Here is a 16,973-nt window from a genome sequence, read left to right as displayed (position 1 = left end):
TCAGCTTCGATCAATCGTTCGTCTACCGGTGCCGTCAACGTCAGGCCATGGGAAGGCGGACGGTCGGCGGGCCACTACCGCAGCAATGTGCGCGACCTCGAGGTCAACCTGTTCGAGCCCCTCGGCCTGGATACGATCCAGCGGTCAGGCGAGTTCGGCGATGTAGGTTCTCGTCGTTCTTGCCGCCCTGGGGGCGGCATGACCTGCAGGTTCGCGCAGGTGTTTCGCCGAGTTGGCAGCGTCCGATTCTCATCGAATTGGCGCTTTCTTCGGCGCGGCGAACCGAGCGACCCCCGCACGCGTTCGACGAACTCTTCTGGCGGAGAGTTCATATCGGCCCGCGCTGCGCTCGATCGGCGACCATGCCAGTGATCGCGCGCTGTGCTGCCGGGGCCGAGACACTCTCGGTCCGGTTACCGCCGACTGAGTCACTGCCCAGTGGCATACCAGTCCGGTGCCGGTTTGACCGACCGCAGCAGACCCCAATCCGAAAAAGCAACTGGCATGGGCGTCGGTCCCGGTCAGACGGCGTGATCCCCGAATAGTTGACGTTGTGTTCGCCTCAGGCACGGTGATCACCACGGTCGCCAAGCGCTGACGCCTGATTCGCGGGCGGGACAGAACTTCACACCCAGAGCAGCTCAGGCATGGGACACCGAACATGCGAAAGCCGGGGACGACCGTCAAGCGGTCGTCCCCGGTCCTTTCTCGACTGCTGACTCCTCATTCCCTGGGCAGTGCGGCGGCGGCATGCCTCGCCGCGATATACCCGAACACCAATCCCTGACCGATGGTGGCACCGGCACCGGGATAGGTGGTGCCGAAAGCATTCGCCGCAGTGTTGCCGATCGCGTAGAGGCCTTCGATGACGCTGCCATCTTCCCGCAGTACCCGTGCGCTCTCGTCGGCGACCACACCGCCGCAGGTGCCCAAGTCGCTGAGAATCATCTTGACCGCGTAATACGGCGCTTTGCTCAGTGGCGCCAGGTTGGGGTTCGGTGTCACGGTGGGGTCGCCGTAATAGCGGTCGTAGGCGCTCTGGCCACGCGAGAACTCCGGATCCGTACCGGTTTCGGCGTAGCGGTTCATGTTCTGCAAGGTCTCGGTGAACACGTCCACCGGCACGCCGATCGCCCGCGCCAGCGCGGCGGGATTGTCGGCGCGATGTGCGATACCCGCCTCGAACCACGCCCGGGTTGATTCCAAAAGCATTTCGGCCGACGACGCGTACGCCTATTACGGCAACACGATCCTGGACATCGCCAACGGATCGATCCTGGTCGCCCGCGTCGCCCCCGATGCGGCGACCTCGGCGGCGCTCTCGGATGCCGCGACCATGTTCCGCGCCATCGAAGCGATGGCCCGCGCGCACGCACTCGCCGCGGCCGCTGTCCGGGCCGGCGGACTGAACGCTGGTCAGAGGCACGAGTTCAGCCAGCAGATCGGTTATTTCCGCACGGCGATCGCCGATGTCGGTGCCCGCCTGGACCAAGCCCTGCGGCAACAGCTGGAGGAATTGCATTCGGCGCTCGCCTGGCAGCGTTCCTCGACTTTCGAAGACGCGATCCTCTCCGAGGAATCCGAACCGAACCGAAACCCACGCTCTTTCGATCTCGACGCGTGGCAGTCGGACTCCGATCAGGTCGGCTCCGCGCTGCTCGCGCTCTGGCGCGGACAGAACGTTTCGGCGCAGCAGATTGCGGCCCGGGCAGGTGAGCGAGATGCGAACAACTCACTGCTCGGTGGGGCCGGCGCGATCCTGGTCGCGCTCGTCGCGCTGACCGCGGGCCTGCTCCTGGCGAACCGATTGATCGGACGCCTGAAGTGCCTCCGTGACGACACCGTCGCGCTCGCCGACGACCGGTTGCCCCAGATCATCGCCGACCTACGCGAGGGTGGACGAACCGACGCCGATCCGAGCTCCTTCAGGCTCGACCACGGTGCCGACGAGATCGGCGAAGTCGCCGAGGCGTTCAATAGAGCCCAGCAGGTGGCGATCGCCGCGGCGGTGGCGGAAGCACGGACACGCATGGGCATCAACGCGGTCTTCGTCAATATCGCGCACCGGAACCAGGTGCTGGTTCATCGGCAGCTGGCAGTCCTCGATGACGCCGAGCGGGAAGTCGAGGATCCGGCTCACCTGCAACGTCTTTTCCAACTCGACCACCTCGCGACCCAGGTCCGCCGCAATGCGGAGAACCTGATCGTCCTCGGTGGCGAGCAACCCGGCAGGCGTTGGACGAGCCCCATGCCTTTGATCGACGTCGTCCGCAGCGCGGTCGCCGAGACAGTGGAGTACACCCGGGTCGACATACTCCGATTGCCGCCGTGCAGGATCGCGGGCCCGATCGTCGCCGACCTCGTTCACCTGCTTGCCGAACTCATGGACAACGCGGCGACATTCTCGCCGCCCGATACACGGGTCGAGGTCACCGGCGTCGCGGTCGGTCGGGGAATCGCCCTCACGATCGCCGACCAGGGGCTGGGCATGCCCGCGGAAGATCTCGACGAGCGCAACCGGTTTCTCCGGAACCCTCCCGACTTCAGCATCGCGAGCCTGGTCACCGACACGCGTCTGGGCTTGTTCGTCGTCGCCAAATTGGCAGGCCGTCACGGCGTCTCCGTCCGCCTGCGCGAATCCAATCATGGTGGAGTGCAGGCAATCGTCGTCCTGCCCCTGACCTTCGTCGTCGAGGACGACACCGTCCAGCCAACAACCTCACGCGTCATCGGGTCGAAGTAGCACGCACGCCTGCGACGACACGGATTCGAGCGAGCCCAGCACCTTCGGATAGTCACCACTGTCTCCCACCTCGCGGACACCGCTCGAAGCCGCACCGTTCCCGCCCCCTGAGGTCGCGCCACAGTGGAGTGCATGATCGCGCATGGAGGTCAGCGGCAATCCCCAGAAGTGGTCGCTGATCAAGTCGCTGACGTCGTCGCCACACGGGTCTCGGGTATCCCGCTCATCGGCCGGGCCGGATCGGATGTGAACATTGAGACGGTGTGCCGCCTCACAGACGATCAGGTGATGATGCGGACGGCGTAGGGCATGATGCCGTCTTCTCGGACGGCGGAGACTCGGACGACCTCGCCCGATTGGGGGGCCTCGACCATTTTGTTGTTGCCGATGTAGAGGGCCACGTGCTGGCTGCCGCCCGGGCCCCAGAAGAGCATGTCGCCCCGGGCGCGCTCGGCTACGGGAACCCTTGTGCCCATGGTGTATTGGTAGCCGGAGTAATGGGGCAGGGAGACGCCGATGCCGGCGAAGGCGTAGATCATCAGGCCGGAGCAGTCGAAGCCGGTTTTGGCGTAGTCGCCGTAACTGTCGGCGGTGCCACCGTCGCGGATGCCGAGCGTGGGGCCGTCTTCGTCGCCGCCGCCCCAGGCATAGTCGACGCCGAGTTGGGACATGGCGCGGTCGACGACGGTTTCGACGAGCTGGGACCTGGAACCGCTCGGGCGGCTGGGCTGGATGGAGCGCTTCGGCGGCGGTGAGGTGTCCTGGACGACGTGCGGGCGGTGGCCCTGACCGACCTGATTGGCGCGGTCGGCGGCGGCGCGATCGGCGGCCACGCGGGCGGCGGCGGCCACCGCGGCGGCGCGAGCCGCGGCCTCCTCGGCTTTGCGCTGCTGATCCCAGGCAATGTAGGCGTCGCGCTGATTCTGCAGGCCCGCGACATTGGCGCGGGCCGCGTCCAGTCGCCGCTGGGCCGAATCGCGCTGCCCGACAAGGTCGGCGCGACGACTGTTCTCCTGATCGAACTGAGCCTGGGCGGCGGTGACGGCGTTCTGGGCCTCGGTCTTCTTGGTGTCGGCGGCGGCCGCGGCGGCGTCGGCGGCCTGCTGGGCCTGCTTGGCGACGGAGGTCTTGTTGGCCTGGTCGACCTGGGCGTGGCGCAGGCCGTCGACCACCTGCTTCTGATTCTTGGAGGCGATGGTCAGCACCTGCGCGCGGTTGAGCGCGATCTCGGGGCTGGGGGCGGCCAGGTAGTTGACCAGCGAGGTCGAACCCGGGCGCATGTAGACCTGCGCGACGTACTTGTCGAAATCCTGGTGCGCGGTACCGACTTTGGCGCCGGCCTCGGTCAGATCCTGCTGGCACTGGGCGACCATGCGGGCCGCGGCGTCGGCGGCGTCACGGGCCATCTGCAGATCGACCAGCGCCTTGTTGACAGCCTCGCGGCGGGTGGCGACGGCGTCGTCGAGCTGTTGCAGCTGCTGTTCGGCCACGGCCACCTGGTTGATGAGGGCGCCGACCTCGCCGACGCCCGCGTCGACCTGGGCGCCCGCGGCATTGAGGTCACTGTCGCTGGGGTTCGGGGGTGGTGGGGGTACGGCATGTCCGCTGCCCATTCCGAGGGCCAGCACGATGAGCGCTACGAGCAACTCGGTAGCGATCCGCACCGAGCGTCCTCGCCGCTTCACCGGTCGTCGCATCGCACCTCCCTGGAGTCCCATCCGGCACACCAACCCCAACCGTGCCATCGCGAAACCGTACGTCACGTCAAGGACCGCGCCACTCAGCCACGCCACAATCACACGCGTGTAATTCACCGATAGCCAAGAAATTGCAGGTGAACCACAGGAGTTATCAGGTGCCACAACACGCAACGCGCGGTACGTTTTTGGCGTGTCACGATGAACCGGACGGTTCGGCACTCGGACCGAGCCCGCACCGGGGCATGAAAAAGGGGCCCGGGACGAGCCCGAACCCCACACGGAGACATCGTCTCCGGAGCGAACGCCCTACGCGACCGGAATCTGCGGCGGCCGCACATCCGTCTCGCGCTGCGCCCGCCGCACCTTCACCAGGTACAACCCGCCGATCGTCGCGATCAGCATACCCAGGATGACCAGCGTGATCACCGTCCATGACACCGTTTCAGGCTGCTCGAGCCGGTCCAGGAACACGCGCGCGGCCTCGGTGGTGTGATCTGGGCCGCGATACTTGGCCTTGTCCTCGGCCCACTCCAGCCGCCCGCGGCTGAACTGGTCGCTATAGGTGCCCACCCAGTCATCGCTGAAGACCACCACGGTGCCGTGCTCGATCGTGCCGACCTCGTTGGCCAGATCGCGCAGGTTCGCCTCGATCCCCGGATTGCCCTGCACCACAACGATGTCGAGCTGAATGCCGTGCTCGCGCGCCTCGGCGGCGATGGCGGCCAGGGCCTCCTGGTCGCGTCCGTCGGGGGCGGCGACATGATCATCGGCGAGATCGACGATGATGGCATTCAGGTCGGTCTGCGGCGGTAGTTCCGCCTTCAAGGGCGTGAAAACCGAGAGGTGCGAGACGGTCACGAACGCAGGGTACGGGACGGCTTGTCATATCACCTCACCGCGCCACGCGGTTTCGCCCGCCGGATCGGCGGAACCCGGCCCGTGACCGCCCGAATGACCTGCCCCCGATGTGCTCACAGGACAAGCGTACTGTTAATGTCGGAAAACGGACGAGGCCCGCGCCTCGACGAGCCATCGGCACAGCCCCGCCGGTGGCCCTCCCATTCACAGACGAGTGGAGCTGAACGTGACGAGTATCGATACCTTCGGCGCCAAGGGCACCCTCGAGGTCGGAAGCAACTCGTATGAGATCTTCCGGCTCTCGGCCGTGCCCGGCACCGAGAAGCTGCCCTACGCCCTGAAGGTCCTCGCGGAGAATCTGCTTCGCACCGAGGACGGCGCGAACATCACCGCCGACCACATCCGCGCCATCGCCAACTGGGATCCGTCGGCCGAGCCGAACACCGAGATCCAGTTCACGCCCGCCCGCGTGATCATGCAGGACTTCACCGGCGTCCCCTGTGTGGTCGACCTGGCCACCATGCGTGAGGCCGTCACCACCCTCGGCGGCGACCCGAACAAGGTCAACCCGCTCTCACCCGCCGACATGGTCATCGACCACTCGGTCATTCTCGACGTGTTCGGCCGTGCCGACGCCCTCGAGCGCAACGTCGACCTCGAGTACGAGCGCAACTCCGAGCGCTACCAGTTCCTGCGCTGGGGCCAGGGCGCCTTCGACGACTTCCGGGTCGTCCCGCCGGGCATGGGCATCGTGCACCAGGTCAACATCGAATACCTGGCCCCCACCGTCATGGTCCGCAACGGCCAGGCCTACCCCGACACCTGCGTCGGCACCGACTCGCACACCACCATGGTCAACGGCCTGGGCGTGCTGGGCTGGGGCGTCGGCGGCATCGAGGCCGAGGCCGCCATGCTGGGCCAGCCGGTCTCCATGCTGATCCCGCGGGTCGTCGGCTTCAAGCTGACCGGTGAGATCAAGCCGGGCGTGACCGCCACCGACGTCGTGCTCACCGTCACCGACATGCTGCGCAAGCACGGTGTGGTCGGCAAGTTCGTCGAGTTCTACGGCAAGGGCGTCGCCGAGGTGCCGCTGGCCAACCGCGCCACCCTGGGCAATATGAGCCCCGAATTCGGCTCCACCGCCGCGATCTTCCCGATCGACGAGGAGACCATCAACTACCTGCGCCTGACCGGCCGCAGCGACGAGCAGCTCGCGCTCGTCGAGGCGTACGCCAAGGAGCAGGGCATGTGGCACGACGCCGACAACGAGCCCGCGTACTCGGAGTACCTGGAGCTGGACCTGAGCACCGTGGTGCCGTCCATCGCCGGCCCGAAGCGCCCGCAGGACCGAATCCTGTTGTCGGAGGCCAAGGTTGCCTTCCGCAAGGACATCCACAACTACACCAACGACCCCGAGGCCGCCCCGCACTCCAAGCTGGACGAGGCCATCGAGGAGTCGTTCCCGGCCAGCGATCCCGCCGAGCTGGCCTTCGCCGATGACGACGCCATCATCCCGAACGCGTCCAACGGCAACAGCGGCCGTCCGTCCAAGCCGGTCAAGGTCTCCGATCCCGAGCGCGGTGACTTCGTGCTGGATCACGGCGCGGTCGTGGTCGCGGGCATCACCTCCTGCACCAACACCTCCAACCCGTCGGTCATGCTGGGCGCGGCCCTGCTCGCACGCAACGCGGTGGAGAAGGGTCTGTCCTCCAAGCCGTGGGTGAAGACCAACATGGCCCCGGGCTCGCAGGTCGTCGCCGACTACTACGAGAAGGCCGGCCTGTGGCCGTACCTGGAGAAGCTGGGCTTCTACGTGGGCGGTTTCGGCTGCACCACCTGTATCGGCAACACCGGTCCGCTGCCGGAGGAGATCTCCAAGGCGATCAACGACAACGACCTGTCGGTCACCGCGGTGCTCTCGGGTAACCGCAACTTCGAGGGTCGTATCTCCCCCGACGTGAAGATGAACTACCTGGCCTCCCCGCCGCTGGTCATCGCGTACGCTCTCGCGGGCACCATGGACTTCGACTTCGAGACGGACTCCCTGGGCAAGGACAACGACGGCAACGACGTCTTCCTGAAGGACATCTGGCCGTCCGCACAGGAGATCGACGACACCATCAAGTCGGCGATCAACAAGGACATGTTCACCAAGTCCTACGCTCACGTCTTCGAGGGCGACGCGCGCTGGCAGGGCCTGAACACCCCCGAGGGCGACACCTTCGCGTGGGACGAGAACTCGACCTACGTCCGCAAGGCGCCGTACTTCGACGGCATGACGATGGACCCGGCTCCGGTCGAGGACATCAAGGGCGCGCGCGTGCTGGCGCTGCTGGGAGACTCGGTCACCACCGACCACATCTCCCCCGCCGGTCCGATCAAGCCGGGCACCCCGGCCGCGCAGTACCTCGACGCCAACGGCGTTGCGCGCAAGGACTACAACTCGCTGGGCTCGCGTCGTGGCAACCACGAGGTGATGATCCGCGGCACCTTCGCCAACATCCGTCTGCGCAACCAGCTGCTCGACGACGTCTCCGGTGGCTACACCCGCGACTTCACCCAGGATGGTGGCCCGCAGGCCTTCATCTACGACGCCTCGCAGAACTACCAGGCCGCGGGCATCCCGCTGGTCGTGCTGGGCGGCAAGGAGTACGGCTCGGGTTCCTCGCGTGACTGGGCCGCCAAGGGCACCCGTCTGCTGGGCGTCAAGGCCGTCATCACCGAGTCGTTCGAGCGCATCCACCGCTCGAACCTGATCGGCATGGGCGTTGTGCCGCTGCAGTTCCCGGCCGGCGAGTCCGCCAAGTCGCTGGGCCTGGACGGCACCGAGGTCTTCGACATCGAGGGCATCACCAAGCTGAACGAGGGTGTGACTCCGAAGACCATGAAGGTCACCGCCACCAAGGAGAACGGCGAGAAGGTCGTCTTCGACGCGGTCGTCCGCATCGACACCCCCGGTGAGGCGGACTACTACCGCAACGGCGGCATCCTGCAGTACGTGCTGCGCAACATGATTCGCGGCTGATCACCGCGATACCGCCTCGGTTTCGAAGGGCTGTTTCGAAGCCGAGTCGTGGTGGCGGGCGGCGGATCCCGTGAAATGCGAAGGTCCGCCGCCCGCCACGCGGCCCGCCCCGGGCCGCTTCGCTCGTCGCTCGTGCGGGTTCTCCGATTTGGTCGCAAGATCGATAAGGAGAACCCGCACAACACGTTTCGGAGGAGCCAGTGCCCAAGGTCAGTGACGACCACCTCGCCGCCCGGCGCAGTCAGATCCTCGACGGAGCACGCCGCTGCTTCGCCGAGTTCGGCTACGAGGGCGCCACCGTGCGTCGTCTCGAGGAGGCGACCGGTCTGTCGCGGGGCGCGATCTTCCACCACTTCCGCGACAAGGACGCGCTGTTCCTGGCGTTGGCCCAGGAGGACGCGGGCCGTATGGCCGAGGTCGCGGCCACCCAGGGTCTGATCCAGGTGATGCGCGATATGCTCGCGCGCCCAGAGGAATTCGACTGGCTGGGCACCCGCCTGGAAATCGCCCGCCGGCTGCGCAACGACCCGGAATTCCGGGCCAACTGGGAGGAACGCTCCGAGGAGCTCACCGCCGCCACGGTCGCTCGCCTGGAACGCCGCAAGGCCGCGGGCGCCCTGCGCGACGATGTCCCCACCGAAGTCCTGCTGGGCTATTTGGATCTGGTTCTCGACGGCCTCATCGCCCGCATAGCGTCCGGCCACGCCAACGACAACCTCGAAGCCGTCCTCGATCTCGTGGAGGCGTCGGTTCGCCGCAAATCGTGACCGCCCCATAGGCTCGCGACCACGGTGAAGCGGGATGGCGGAGGCGCCGAATTCGGCCGGTGCGCAATCCATTCCGGTCCGATCACGTTCCACCGCACGCCGTGGTCGACCAGCCCGATCATCAGGTCGACGTCGTCGCAGGCCGCAATTTTCGTCATCGCGGGGCCGCTGAGATCATCGTTCGCGGCGCGTCATGCCGCAGGGCGGCTCAGGCAGGCCCAGTGCGTCATTCAGGCGATAGGCCCCACCCCGGCGGGGGAAGACGAGCGCTCCCGCACCGATGCCGAAGACGCCCGACCCGGGGTGCGCGGGCAGGTCCGCCACGTCGATGAGCAGGCCGGTCCGGACGAGGCCGGGCCACCCGGCGAGGGCGTTGCGATCGGCCGCTGTCTACTCCATCTCGACCCTGCACGACGCACCGCCGGAACAGATCACCGCGCCACTGCGCTCGCCGTTCCATGACATCGCCCACGGCCGGCCCGAACCCATCCACTCCCCCTGGAAGCTCCGACAGTGTCCGGTTCCGTCCTGGCGACCGCCGTCAGCTCACACCGTGCTGTAGCGGGGCGGTGTCATGGAGCGCTGAGCACCGGTTATGCGCATCGCAAATGAAATGATCCCGCCGGGGAGCGCGCGGACCTCGGTCCACGAACGTGACCGGTCAGCCCTCGCGCTCGAGGTCGGTCAGCAGCAGGCGGGTGATGCGATCCAGTTCCTTGCGCTCCTTGTCGGAAAGCACGGAGAGAATCCTGGTTTCGTTCTCGAAGTGCTCGGTGACGACGATGTCGACCAGGTGCAGGCCACGGTCGGTGAGCGCGACCTTGATCGCCCGCCGGTCGCCCGCGTCGGCGATCCGCCGCACCAGTCCGGCCTGCTCGAGCCGATCCAGGCGGCCGGTCATGCCGGCCCGCGACATCATCAAGGTGTCGGCGAGGCCGGAGGGGTTGAGTTCGTAGGGCTCCCCCGCCCGCCGCAGTGTCGCGAGCACATCGAACTCGCCGCGCTGCAATCCGTGTGCGGTGAAGACCGCTTCGATCTTCTCGGCTGCGACCACCGAGAGCCTGCCGAGGCGCCCGAGGATGGCCATGGCCTCACCGTCCAGGTCCGGGCGCTCACGCCGCCACTGCTCCTGAATCACGTCCACCGCATCGATCTTCGGCTCACCCATGGACAACACTCTATTCGATGCCATATAGTTCGGTATCGAATTATTTACCAACGAATCATATGGAGAGTGCCATGACCACCGCTTCCCGCCCCGCCGCCATCCGCCGGCCCCAGGACTCCGAGATCATCGGCGGCGACCCGGTGTCGGTACGTCTGCTCATCGACTCCAATGAGGCCGGCGGCTCGGTCAGCACCGTCGAGGTCACCATGGCCCGCGGCGCCGACGGCGCCATGCCGCACTACCACACCCTCTCCGACGAGCTGTTCTATGTCGCCGACGGCGAACTCCAGGTGCTGGCCGGAGACAAGATCGTCACCGTGGGCGCGGGCGGCGCGATCGTCGTCCCCAAATTCATGCCGCATGCCTTCGGCGCGGCTCCCGACAGCCCTGCCCGCATCCTCATCGCCCTCATGCCCGGCGTCGAACGCCACGGCTACTTCCGCTTCCTCGAGCGGCTCGCCCTCGGCGAGGCCATGCCCGCCGATATCGATGCCGCCCAGAAGGACTACGACAACTACTTCATCGACGCGCCGCAGTGGTGGGCCGAACGCAACGCCAACCGCGCGTGATCCCGCGCCGCCGATCGGTGCCCACGGCAGTCGGAAATCCGAACCGGTGCCGCGGAATCCGGCGCAGTCGATCCCCGACCAGCTTCCACTCGAGTGCCGCACCGCGGCTCGCCGGCCTTGCCGAGCATGGAACCCCGTTGCGGCCCTTGCAATTTCTCTTCACCCGGCGATTCCGACCGAGCCGCCCCTCCATCGCCGATGACGATCGATGGCCGGCGTCGCACCCCGATCGCGTCGAGCCCCTTTCCTCCGGACGCCCCGAGCGGTTGGCGGATATCCGCCCCCGAATCCGGCCGCGGCCGCCCGTCGCCACGGCCGACCCTCCATACGGCCGAAATGTCTCGAACGCCCCGCAATGCGGAGTACGAAAGGCTGGGGCGCCAGTGTCGGCAGGGCACGACGGCCGACCCGACGGTCACGGACCGAGGTCCGAGCGTGGCATGGCAAACGGTCGCTATCTCGCGGGCATCGTCCTGACTCGCGAGTAGCCCGCGGATCGCCGATGGGGTGTGTCACAGACCACTGGATATGCGGAATGATCATCGGCGCGACGCGGGTTGGTAGGTTCATGGCTTTCTCCGTCCCCATCACCGTTCGCGGTTACGAGCTCGATATCAACGGCCATCTGAATCAGGCCGTGTATCTGCAGTACGCGGAGCACGCGCGGTGGGAGCTGCTGCGGGCCGCGGGGCTGCCGGGCGAGAAGCTGGTGGCGGCGGGCATCGGCCCGGTGGTGCTGGAGCAGACGGTCAAATACCTGCGGGAGCTGCATCTGGGCGACGAGGTCGCGGTGAGCTGCGAGTTCGAGTGGACCGGCGGCAAGATCTTCACGATGCACCAGCGGATCGTGAAACTCGACGGAACCGTTTCGGCGGAGATCAGGGTCGTGTCCGGCATTCTCGATCTCGCGGCCCGCAAATTGGTTGCGGATCCCGGTGCGGCCCTGCGGGCGCTGGCCGATTCCCCTGACGCACTGGGCCTCTGACCGAAAACCGCGCTCCCCTGCCCGCCCCGTTCTTTCAGCGAAAATCTTTCGGCTGGAGCATTTTCCGACACCCCGGCGGAGTTTGCCGGGGTAGCTGAAATCTTTCGTTGCGGACCGAATTCGGTGCGTCGCGGGATATGATTCAGATCACGCTCGGCCCCGCGGCAAATCCCGAGCAGATCGGAGTTCAGCATGACCGGCGCCCTGCACCGAACGGGATCGACGACTCTCGTCGGCACCTCGCCACCGTTACCCGGCTATCTTGTCGCAGCCACCGCGCGAAGTATCAGCGTGCGGGTCGACGACGGCACCTGGACCTTCCACCGCGCCGATGTCCTCGACATCACCCGGTGGGATGCCGCGGCGGCGCAGGGCAGCTGTGAGGGCCGCCCGGTGCTGGTGCGCGTACGCTCCGGGGCCACTGCCGATTTCACCCGGCGCCGCCGCGTCGAGGTCACCGATCGCCCGCTCACCCTCTCGCCGGACCAGAGTCCCGCGCGGGGCGACGACGAACTTCGCGAGCTCACCGAAATCTGGGCGCGCGGACTCGATCTGACCAGTCAACCCGGTGTCGGCGGGGCCACCATGACCTGCTGCCAGACTCGGTCGCACCGAGGCAGCGACGATGGCATAGCCTGCGACAGCCTGGACTGACGGGGGCGCGTATGGCCGCCCGCACCATGGGTTCGGTGCTCATCGTCACCGAGACCGAGGACCTCCACGGCGACGCCCTCGCCGCCACCCTGCGAAAGTACCACGGGCACAACCCGATTCGCCTCGATATGGGCGATTTCCCGCGCGAGAACGGCGCCTTCCGGCTCAGTGGGGACGGCTCGTACCGCAGCTTGTCGCACATCTTCGGGCTCGACGATGTCACCTCGGTGTGGTGGCGGCGGCCCGCGCCCTGCGCGGTGCCGGTCGGCCTGTCCGAGGAGGACGACGACTACCGTCGCGCGGAATGCGACGGTTTCCTCCAGGGACTGCTGTGGTCGATCCCGGCCCTGTGGGTCAATGACCCCGGAGCCGACCGCACCGCGGGCCGCAAGATCGTGCAACTGGAGACGGCTTACCGGGCCGGCTTCGCGGTCCCGGAGACCCTCGTCACCAATGATCCGGACGAGGCGAGCGCCTTCATCGAATCCCGGCCCGGCCCAGTGGTTTACAAGCGCACCGGCACCGGGCGCGGCGCATTCACCGAGACCCGCCTGTTCACCCCACCGGATTTCGACCGGCTGGCCACGATCCGCAGCTCCCCCACCATCTTTCAGGACTACATCCACGCCGAGAGCGATCTGCGGATCGTCTGGGTGGACGGCATCGAGTGGGTGGTGCGCATCGATTCGCAATCCGGTGTGGGGCGGGTGGATTCGCGTCTGGACACGTCGGTGGCATTCACGGCTGATCGCCTGCCCGCCTCGGTGAGCAAGTCGCTCACCACGCTGATGGGCGCGCTGGGGCTGGCTTTCGGCGTACTCGACCTGCGGGTGGGTCTCGATGGCGAATTCTATTTTCTGGAGGTCAACCCCCAGGGGCAGTTCGCCTATCTCGAGATCAAGACCGGTCTGCCGATTTTCCAGAGCCTCGCAAACCTACTGGTTCTCGGCGACGGGACCGTGATCACCTAGCGGCCGCACGTCGTCGCATGTCGTCCGAAATCGCAGGTCGTCGAACGGCTTTCGCCGGTCACGACCCTGCAATCCACTCCCGGGACGGCAAGGCGCTACTTGCCGGCCTTGGCGGCCTTGCGGCGGTTCGCACCACCCCGGCTGCGGAGTTGCACATGCGACTCCACGAGCACGTTGTGGATGAAGCCGTACGACCGGCCGGTTTCCCGGGCCAGGGACCGGATGCTGGCACCGGCCTCGTACTGCTTCTTCAACTGGGATTGCAGGCGATCGCGGGATTTCCCGGTGACGCGCGTGCCTTTACCCAATACGGCTTTACCCTGTGCGGGCCTGTCACTCATGGCTTCCTCCGAGTCGCCGTGGGCGCCTGATTCCAGGTTAGAGACTCGAATGGCTGTGATCAACGAAACGCTGTGATGTGAATCACCGACTTGCCCCGAACGCGCATTTTCTTCGCGATCGGAGCGGAAAACCAGCACATGACACGGCCGGATCGCGCAGGGCGAGCGGTCGGTACGCGGAAGGACGCGCGATGCCCGGCGTCGGCGAGCAATCCGCCCGGATGGCTCGACGGCCACGAAGTGTCCTTCGGGGACACGATCCGGTGACGCCCACAATGGGCGCGAAAGCAGGAGCAGGACGGCGGGATTGAGAGCTTTCGCCCGGATTGCGCTCCCGCGCCCGATGATTCGGACGGGCACGGCCCGCCTCCCGTGTGGGGGGCGGGGTCTCACGCCAGCTGAATGAGCTCCAGGTAGTCCTGGGACCAGTGGTCCTCGGTGCCGTCCGGCAGCATGATGACACGCTCCGGATTGAGCGCCTCGGCCGCGCCCGGGTCGTGGGTCACCAGCACGACCGCGCCCGCGTAACTGCGCAGCGCGTCGAGGACCTGCTCACGCGAGATGGGATCCAGGTTGTTCGTAGGCTCGTCCAGCAGAAGGACATTCGCCGCCGAGGAGACCAGACCGGCCAGGGCCAGACGGGTCTTCTCACCACCGGAGAGCGTGCCGGCGGGCTGTTCCAGCTGCGGGCCGGAGAACATGAACGCGCCGAGCAGACCGCGCAGATCCTGTTCGCCCGCATCCGGTGCGGCGTGGCGGATGTTCTCCCACACCGTGGCCTGATCGTCGAGGGTGTCGTGCTCCTGGGCGAAATATCCGATCTTCAGGCCATGCCCGGGCTCGATCTGTCCGGCGGTCAGGGTCTCGACCCCGGCCAGCAGGCGCAGCAGCGTGGTCTTGCCCGCACCGTTGAGACCCAGCACCACCACGCGGCTGCCACGGTCGATGGCCAGATCCACGCCGGTGAAGATCTCGAGCGAGCCGTACAGCTTGGTCAGGTTCGAGGCCATCAACGGCGTCTTGCCGCAGGCGGCCGGCTCGGGGAACTTGATGCGGGCCACCTTGTCGGCCACGCGCACGTCGTCGGCCTCCGAGAGCATGCGCTCGGCCCGCTTGATCATCTGGTGCGCCGCAGCGGCTTTGGTGGCCTTGGCACCGAGCTTGGCGGCCTGCTGCTTGAGCGCGGAGGCCTTCTTCTCGGCATTGGCGCGCTCGCGGCGGCGGCGCTGCTCGTCGGTGGCGCGGGCGTCGAGGTACTTCTTCCAGCCCATGTTGTAGATGTCGGCCTCACCACGCACGGCATCGAGGAACCACACCTTGTTCACGACGTCACCGAGCAATTCGACATCGTGGGAGATGACGATGAGCCCGCCGTCGTGGTTCTGCAGGAAGCTGCGCAGCCAGGTGATGGAGTCGGCGTCGAGGTGGTTGGTGGGCTCGTCGAGCAGCAGGGTGGTGTCGGACTTGCCGCCGGAGCCGTCGGAGGCGCTGAACAGGATGCGCGCCAACTCGATTCGCCGTCGCTGACCGCCGGAGAGGGTACGCAGCTGCTGGTTCAGCACGCGATCGGGCAGCCCCAGGCTGTTGCAGATGCGGGCCGCCTCGCTCTCCGCCACGTACCCGCCGAGCGCGGAGAATCGCTCCTCGAGCCGTCCGTACCTGCGGATGGCCTTCTCCCGCTCGTTATCGTCGGCGACCTCGGCCATGAGCGCCTGCTGCTTCTCCATATCGCGCAGCAGGGTGTCGAGCCCGCGCGCCGACAGCACCCGGTCCTTGGCCAGCACCTCGAGGTTGCCCTCACGCGGATCCTGGGGCAAATAGCCGATTTCGCCCGAACGGATGACCTTGCCCGCGTAAGGTTCACCCTCACCGGCGAGAATCCGCAAGGTCGTGGTCTTCCCGGCACCATTGCGGCCCACCAGCCCGATCCGGTCCCCGGCCTGCACCCGCAGCGCCGACCCCGGCGCCGTCAGCAGGGTGCGGACTCCGGCCCGGACCTCCAGGTCGGTCGCGGTGATCACAAGCGTCTCCTCGGGTGCAGCGGGTGCCGGTAGTTAACTGAGCGATTGTGCGCCGTGTCGACACACAAGAACCACCGATTTTATCTCGAGCGCCGGAGACACCAAGGTCAGGGGCATGCTCCCGGGCGATGGCCTGCACGATGTCCGACTTCGCTCTCCCACCGGCGCTGTTCCGACCGCACCCAACCAGGGGCTTTCATGGTTGGTGACGTGTATGCCGAGTGCGATTCCGCGACTCATGCCCACCACCGACGACGAGGGCCGCGAAATTCCGCGAGCATGGCGCTGGGCCGGATGGTCGTCTACGGCGGCTATCCCGGCCCGCCCGTGATCGGTATCGCGACCGACGCCGCCGATCGCGGCGCTTCCTTCCCGTTCATCGAATCGGTGGTCTCGGTCACCGACAGCCCGGTTATGGACGGGTGGGCGCGGCCCGCGGCAGCCCTCAGATCCAGGCGGTGTGCGCCGGATCGGGAAGGTGTTCGGCCCGCCGCAGCGTCTCGGCCAGGGTGTCGAGATACAGCACGGCACGCAATGGCATGCCCTGTGCCAGCCGCGCCAGCCGCCGGAGTGACCGATTCTCGAACTCGGCAGCAACCCCCGCATCGGCCGCGTGGGACAGGACCGGATCGACAGCGAAAAAGGCCGGGTCGATATCGAATACCTCGGCCAGCCCCCGGCGCAGCACCGCCGGCGCGCCACCGGCCGGGCTGTGCCGCAGTGTGGTCAGATAATCCGCGGTGACGGGATAGCCTGCGGCGGTGAGCCATTCGGCGACCATGTGATCGGACAGCGGGCGGCCGTGGCGGCGCTCCCACATCTCGAACACCAGATTCAGTCGAGCCCCAAGATCATTGGCATCCACGAGGAACCTGCCCTTCCATACCTCGCAGCAAGCAACACCGCTTGCATCAGCGAATCCCAAGCTATCGGCTGACTGTCAGATTCGGGACAAATCGACACCCGTGACTTCAATCATCGGTCGCCACAGGGACTTTCCCGACCGCTGGTCCACAGACTCTGACGAAAACCGACCGCATGCCCGCTTGCGCAGCGCGCCGCCCGATCGATACACACGCCCGGCCAGGACGGCATCACGATCGACGACAGGCCCACATGGTCCTCACCTTCGCGGCTCGGTTTCGGCGGTTACGAGCCTCGACCGGCGGCG

14 protein-coding genes and 2 pseudogenes are annotated in these 16,973 nt (G+C 66.9%); 9 read left to right on the top strand and 7 right to left on the bottom strand.

The features are described from left to right. Positions 1 to 9: 9 nt before the first annotated feature. Positions 10 to 165, top strand: a pseudogene (locus tag GLP40_RS34890) (acyl-CoA dehydrogenase N-terminal domain-containing protein); the annotation flags it as partial. 558 nt (positions 166 to 723) lie between these two features. On the opposite strand, the pseudogene GLP40_RS21220 reads toward GLP40_RS34890, so the two are convergent. Beyond that, positions 724 to 1,191, bottom strand: a pseudogene (locus tag GLP40_RS21220) (FAD-binding protein); the annotation flags it as partial. On the opposite strand from GLP40_RS21220, the gene GLP40_RS21215 reads away from it, so the two are divergent. Further along, positions 1,088 to 2,743, top strand: coding sequence for a sensor histidine kinase (locus GLP40_RS21215; protein ID WP_230329757.1), 1,656 nt, complete (start codon positions 1,088 to 1,090; stop codon positions 2,741 to 2,743). The pseudogene GLP40_RS21220 and the gene GLP40_RS21215 sit on opposite strands and share 104 nt — an antisense overlap. Positions 2,744 to 3,024: 281 nt before the next feature. On the opposite strand, the gene GLP40_RS21210 is transcribed toward GLP40_RS21215, so the two are convergent. Then, the gene (locus GLP40_RS21210; protein ID WP_407671638.1) at positions 3,025 to 4,440 is read right to left on the bottom strand and encodes an NlpC/P60 family protein; all 1,416 of its coding nucleotides are present in this window, start codon (positions 4,438 to 4,440) and stop codon (positions 3,025 to 3,027) included. Positions 4,441 to 4,749: 309 nt separating this feature from the next. Then, positions 4,750 to 5,301, bottom strand: coding sequence for an Rv1476 family membrane protein (locus GLP40_RS21205; protein ID WP_328290474.1), 552 nt, complete (start codon positions 5,299 to 5,301; stop codon positions 4,750 to 4,752). Between the two features lie 226 nt (positions 5,302 to 5,527). Here GLP40_RS21205 and acnA point away from each other — a divergent pair, with 226 nt between their 5' ends. The 3 genes from acnA (at position 5,528) to GLP40_RS33315 (ending at position 9,555) form a co-directional block, all read left to right on the top strand. Continuing rightward, positions 5,528 to 8,326, top strand: coding sequence for an aconitate hydratase AcnA (acnA, locus tag GLP40_RS21200; RefSeq protein WP_328290473.1), 2,799 nt, complete (start codon positions 5,528 to 5,530; stop codon positions 8,324 to 8,326). Positions 8,327 to 8,526: 200 nt separating this feature from the next. Then, the gene (locus GLP40_RS21195; RefSeq protein ID WP_328290472.1) at positions 8,527 to 9,093 is read left to right on the top strand and encodes a TetR/AcrR family transcriptional regulator; all 567 of its coding nucleotides are present in this window, start codon (positions 8,527 to 8,529) and stop codon (positions 9,091 to 9,093) included. A 24-nt stretch (positions 9,094 to 9,117) separates the two neighbouring features. Next, on the top strand, positions 9,118 to 9,555 hold the full coding sequence (locus tag GLP40_RS33315) for a hypothetical protein (RefSeq protein ID WP_196054736.1): 438 nt from the start codon (positions 9,118 to 9,120) through the stop codon (positions 9,553 to 9,555). A gap of 199 nt (positions 9,556 to 9,754) precedes the next feature. Here GLP40_RS33315 and GLP40_RS21185 read toward each other — a convergent pair whose 3' ends face one another. Continuing rightward, positions 9,755 to 10,261 (bottom strand): MarR family winged helix-turn-helix transcriptional regulator, encoded by a 507-nt coding sequence (locus tag GLP40_RS21185; protein WP_154789676.1) that lies wholly within the window; start codon positions 10,259 to 10,261, stop codon positions 9,755 to 9,757. Between the two features lie 71 nt (positions 10,262 to 10,332). On the opposite strand from GLP40_RS21185, the gene GLP40_RS21180 reads away from it, so the two are divergent. The 4 genes from GLP40_RS21180 (at position 10,333) to GLP40_RS21165 (ending at position 13,440) form a co-directional block, all read left to right on the top strand. Beyond that, entirely contained in the window at positions 10,333 to 10,830 is a 498-nt protein-coding gene (locus tag GLP40_RS21180; RefSeq protein ID WP_154789675.1) for a cupin domain-containing protein, read from the top strand. 568 nt (positions 10,831 to 11,398) lie between these two features. Further along, a complete protein-coding gene (locus GLP40_RS21175; protein ID WP_154789674.1) occupies positions 11,399 to 11,815 on the top strand; it encodes an acyl-CoA thioesterase in 417 nt (138 codons plus the stop codon). Between the two features lie 192 nt (positions 11,816 to 12,007). Further along, entirely contained in the window at positions 12,008 to 12,469 is a 462-nt protein-coding gene (locus GLP40_RS21170; RefSeq protein ID WP_154789673.1) for a hypothetical protein, read from the top strand. Positions 12,470 to 12,480: 11 nt separating this feature from the next. Continuing rightward, positions 12,481 to 13,440: an MvdC/MvdD family ATP grasp protein gene (locus GLP40_RS21165; RefSeq protein ID WP_154789672.1), complete on the top strand. Its 960-nt coding sequence runs from the start codon at positions 12,481 to 12,483 to the stop codon at positions 13,438 to 13,440. 95 nt (positions 13,441 to 13,535) lie between these two features. Here GLP40_RS21165 and GLP40_RS21160 read toward each other — a convergent pair whose 3' ends face one another. The 3 genes from GLP40_RS21160 to GLP40_RS21150 all read right to left on the bottom strand — a co-directional run bounded on the left by GLP40_RS21160 (position 13,536) and on the right by GLP40_RS21150 (position 16,631). Further along, positions 13,536 to 13,781, bottom strand: a complete 246-nt coding sequence (locus tag GLP40_RS21160; protein ID WP_033087059.1) for a helix-turn-helix domain-containing protein — start codon at positions 13,779 to 13,781, stop codon at positions 13,536 to 13,538. A 389-nt stretch (positions 13,782 to 14,170) separates the two neighbouring features. Next, positions 14,171 to 15,802, bottom strand: coding sequence for an ABC-F family ATP-binding cassette domain-containing protein (locus tag GLP40_RS21155; RefSeq protein ID WP_328290471.1), 1,632 nt, complete (start codon positions 15,800 to 15,802; stop codon positions 14,171 to 14,173). A gap of 445 nt (positions 15,803 to 16,247) precedes the next feature. After that, positions 16,248 to 16,631 (bottom strand): hypothetical protein, encoded by a 384-nt coding sequence (locus GLP40_RS21150; RefSeq protein ID WP_154789671.1) that lies wholly within the window; start codon positions 16,629 to 16,631, stop codon positions 16,248 to 16,250. Positions 16,632 to 16,973 lie beyond the last annotated feature (342 nt).

It is taken from the genome of Nocardia aurantiaca, from assembly GCF_009708175.1.
GTDB classification, from domain to species: Bacteria; Actinomycetota; Actinomycetes; order Mycobacteriales; family Mycobacteriaceae; genus Nocardia; species Nocardia aurantiaca.
Note: the sequence above shows the minus strand (reverse complement) of the source record. Positions and strands in the feature narration are given on the sequence as shown.

Excerpts from the sequence above, each read along its gene's own strand:
- GLP40_RS21165 (WP_154789672.1), top strand. The coding sequence starts at position 12,481 with ATGGCCGCCCGCACCATGGGTTCGGTGCTCATCGTCACCGAGACCGAG.
- GLP40_RS21180 (WP_154789675.1), top strand. The coding sequence starts at position 10,333 with ATGACCACCGCTTCCCGCCCCGCCGCCATCCGCCGGCCCCAGGACTCC.
- GLP40_RS21215 (WP_230329757.1), top strand. The coding sequence starts at position 1,088 with ATGTTCTGCAAGGTCTCGGTGAACACGTCCACCGGCACGCCGATCGCC.
- GLP40_RS21175 (WP_154789674.1), top strand. The coding sequence starts at position 11,399 with ATGGCTTTCTCCGTCCCCATCACCGTTCGCGGTTACGAGCTCGATATC.
- GLP40_RS21170 (WP_154789673.1), top strand. The coding sequence starts at position 12,008 with ATGACCGGCGCCCTGCACCGAACGGGATCGACGACTCTCGTCGGCACC.
- GLP40_RS21210 (WP_407671638.1), bottom strand. The coding sequence starts at position 4,440 with ATGCGACGACCGGTGAAGCGGCGAGGACGCTCGGTGCGGATCGCTACC.
- GLP40_RS21160 (WP_033087059.1), bottom strand. The coding sequence starts at position 13,781 with ATGAGTGACAGGCCCGCACAGGGTAAAGCCGTATTGGGTAAAGGCACG.
- GLP40_RS21185 (WP_154789676.1), bottom strand. The coding sequence starts at position 10,261 with ATGGGTGAGCCGAAGATCGATGCGGTGGACGTGATTCAGGAGCAGTGG.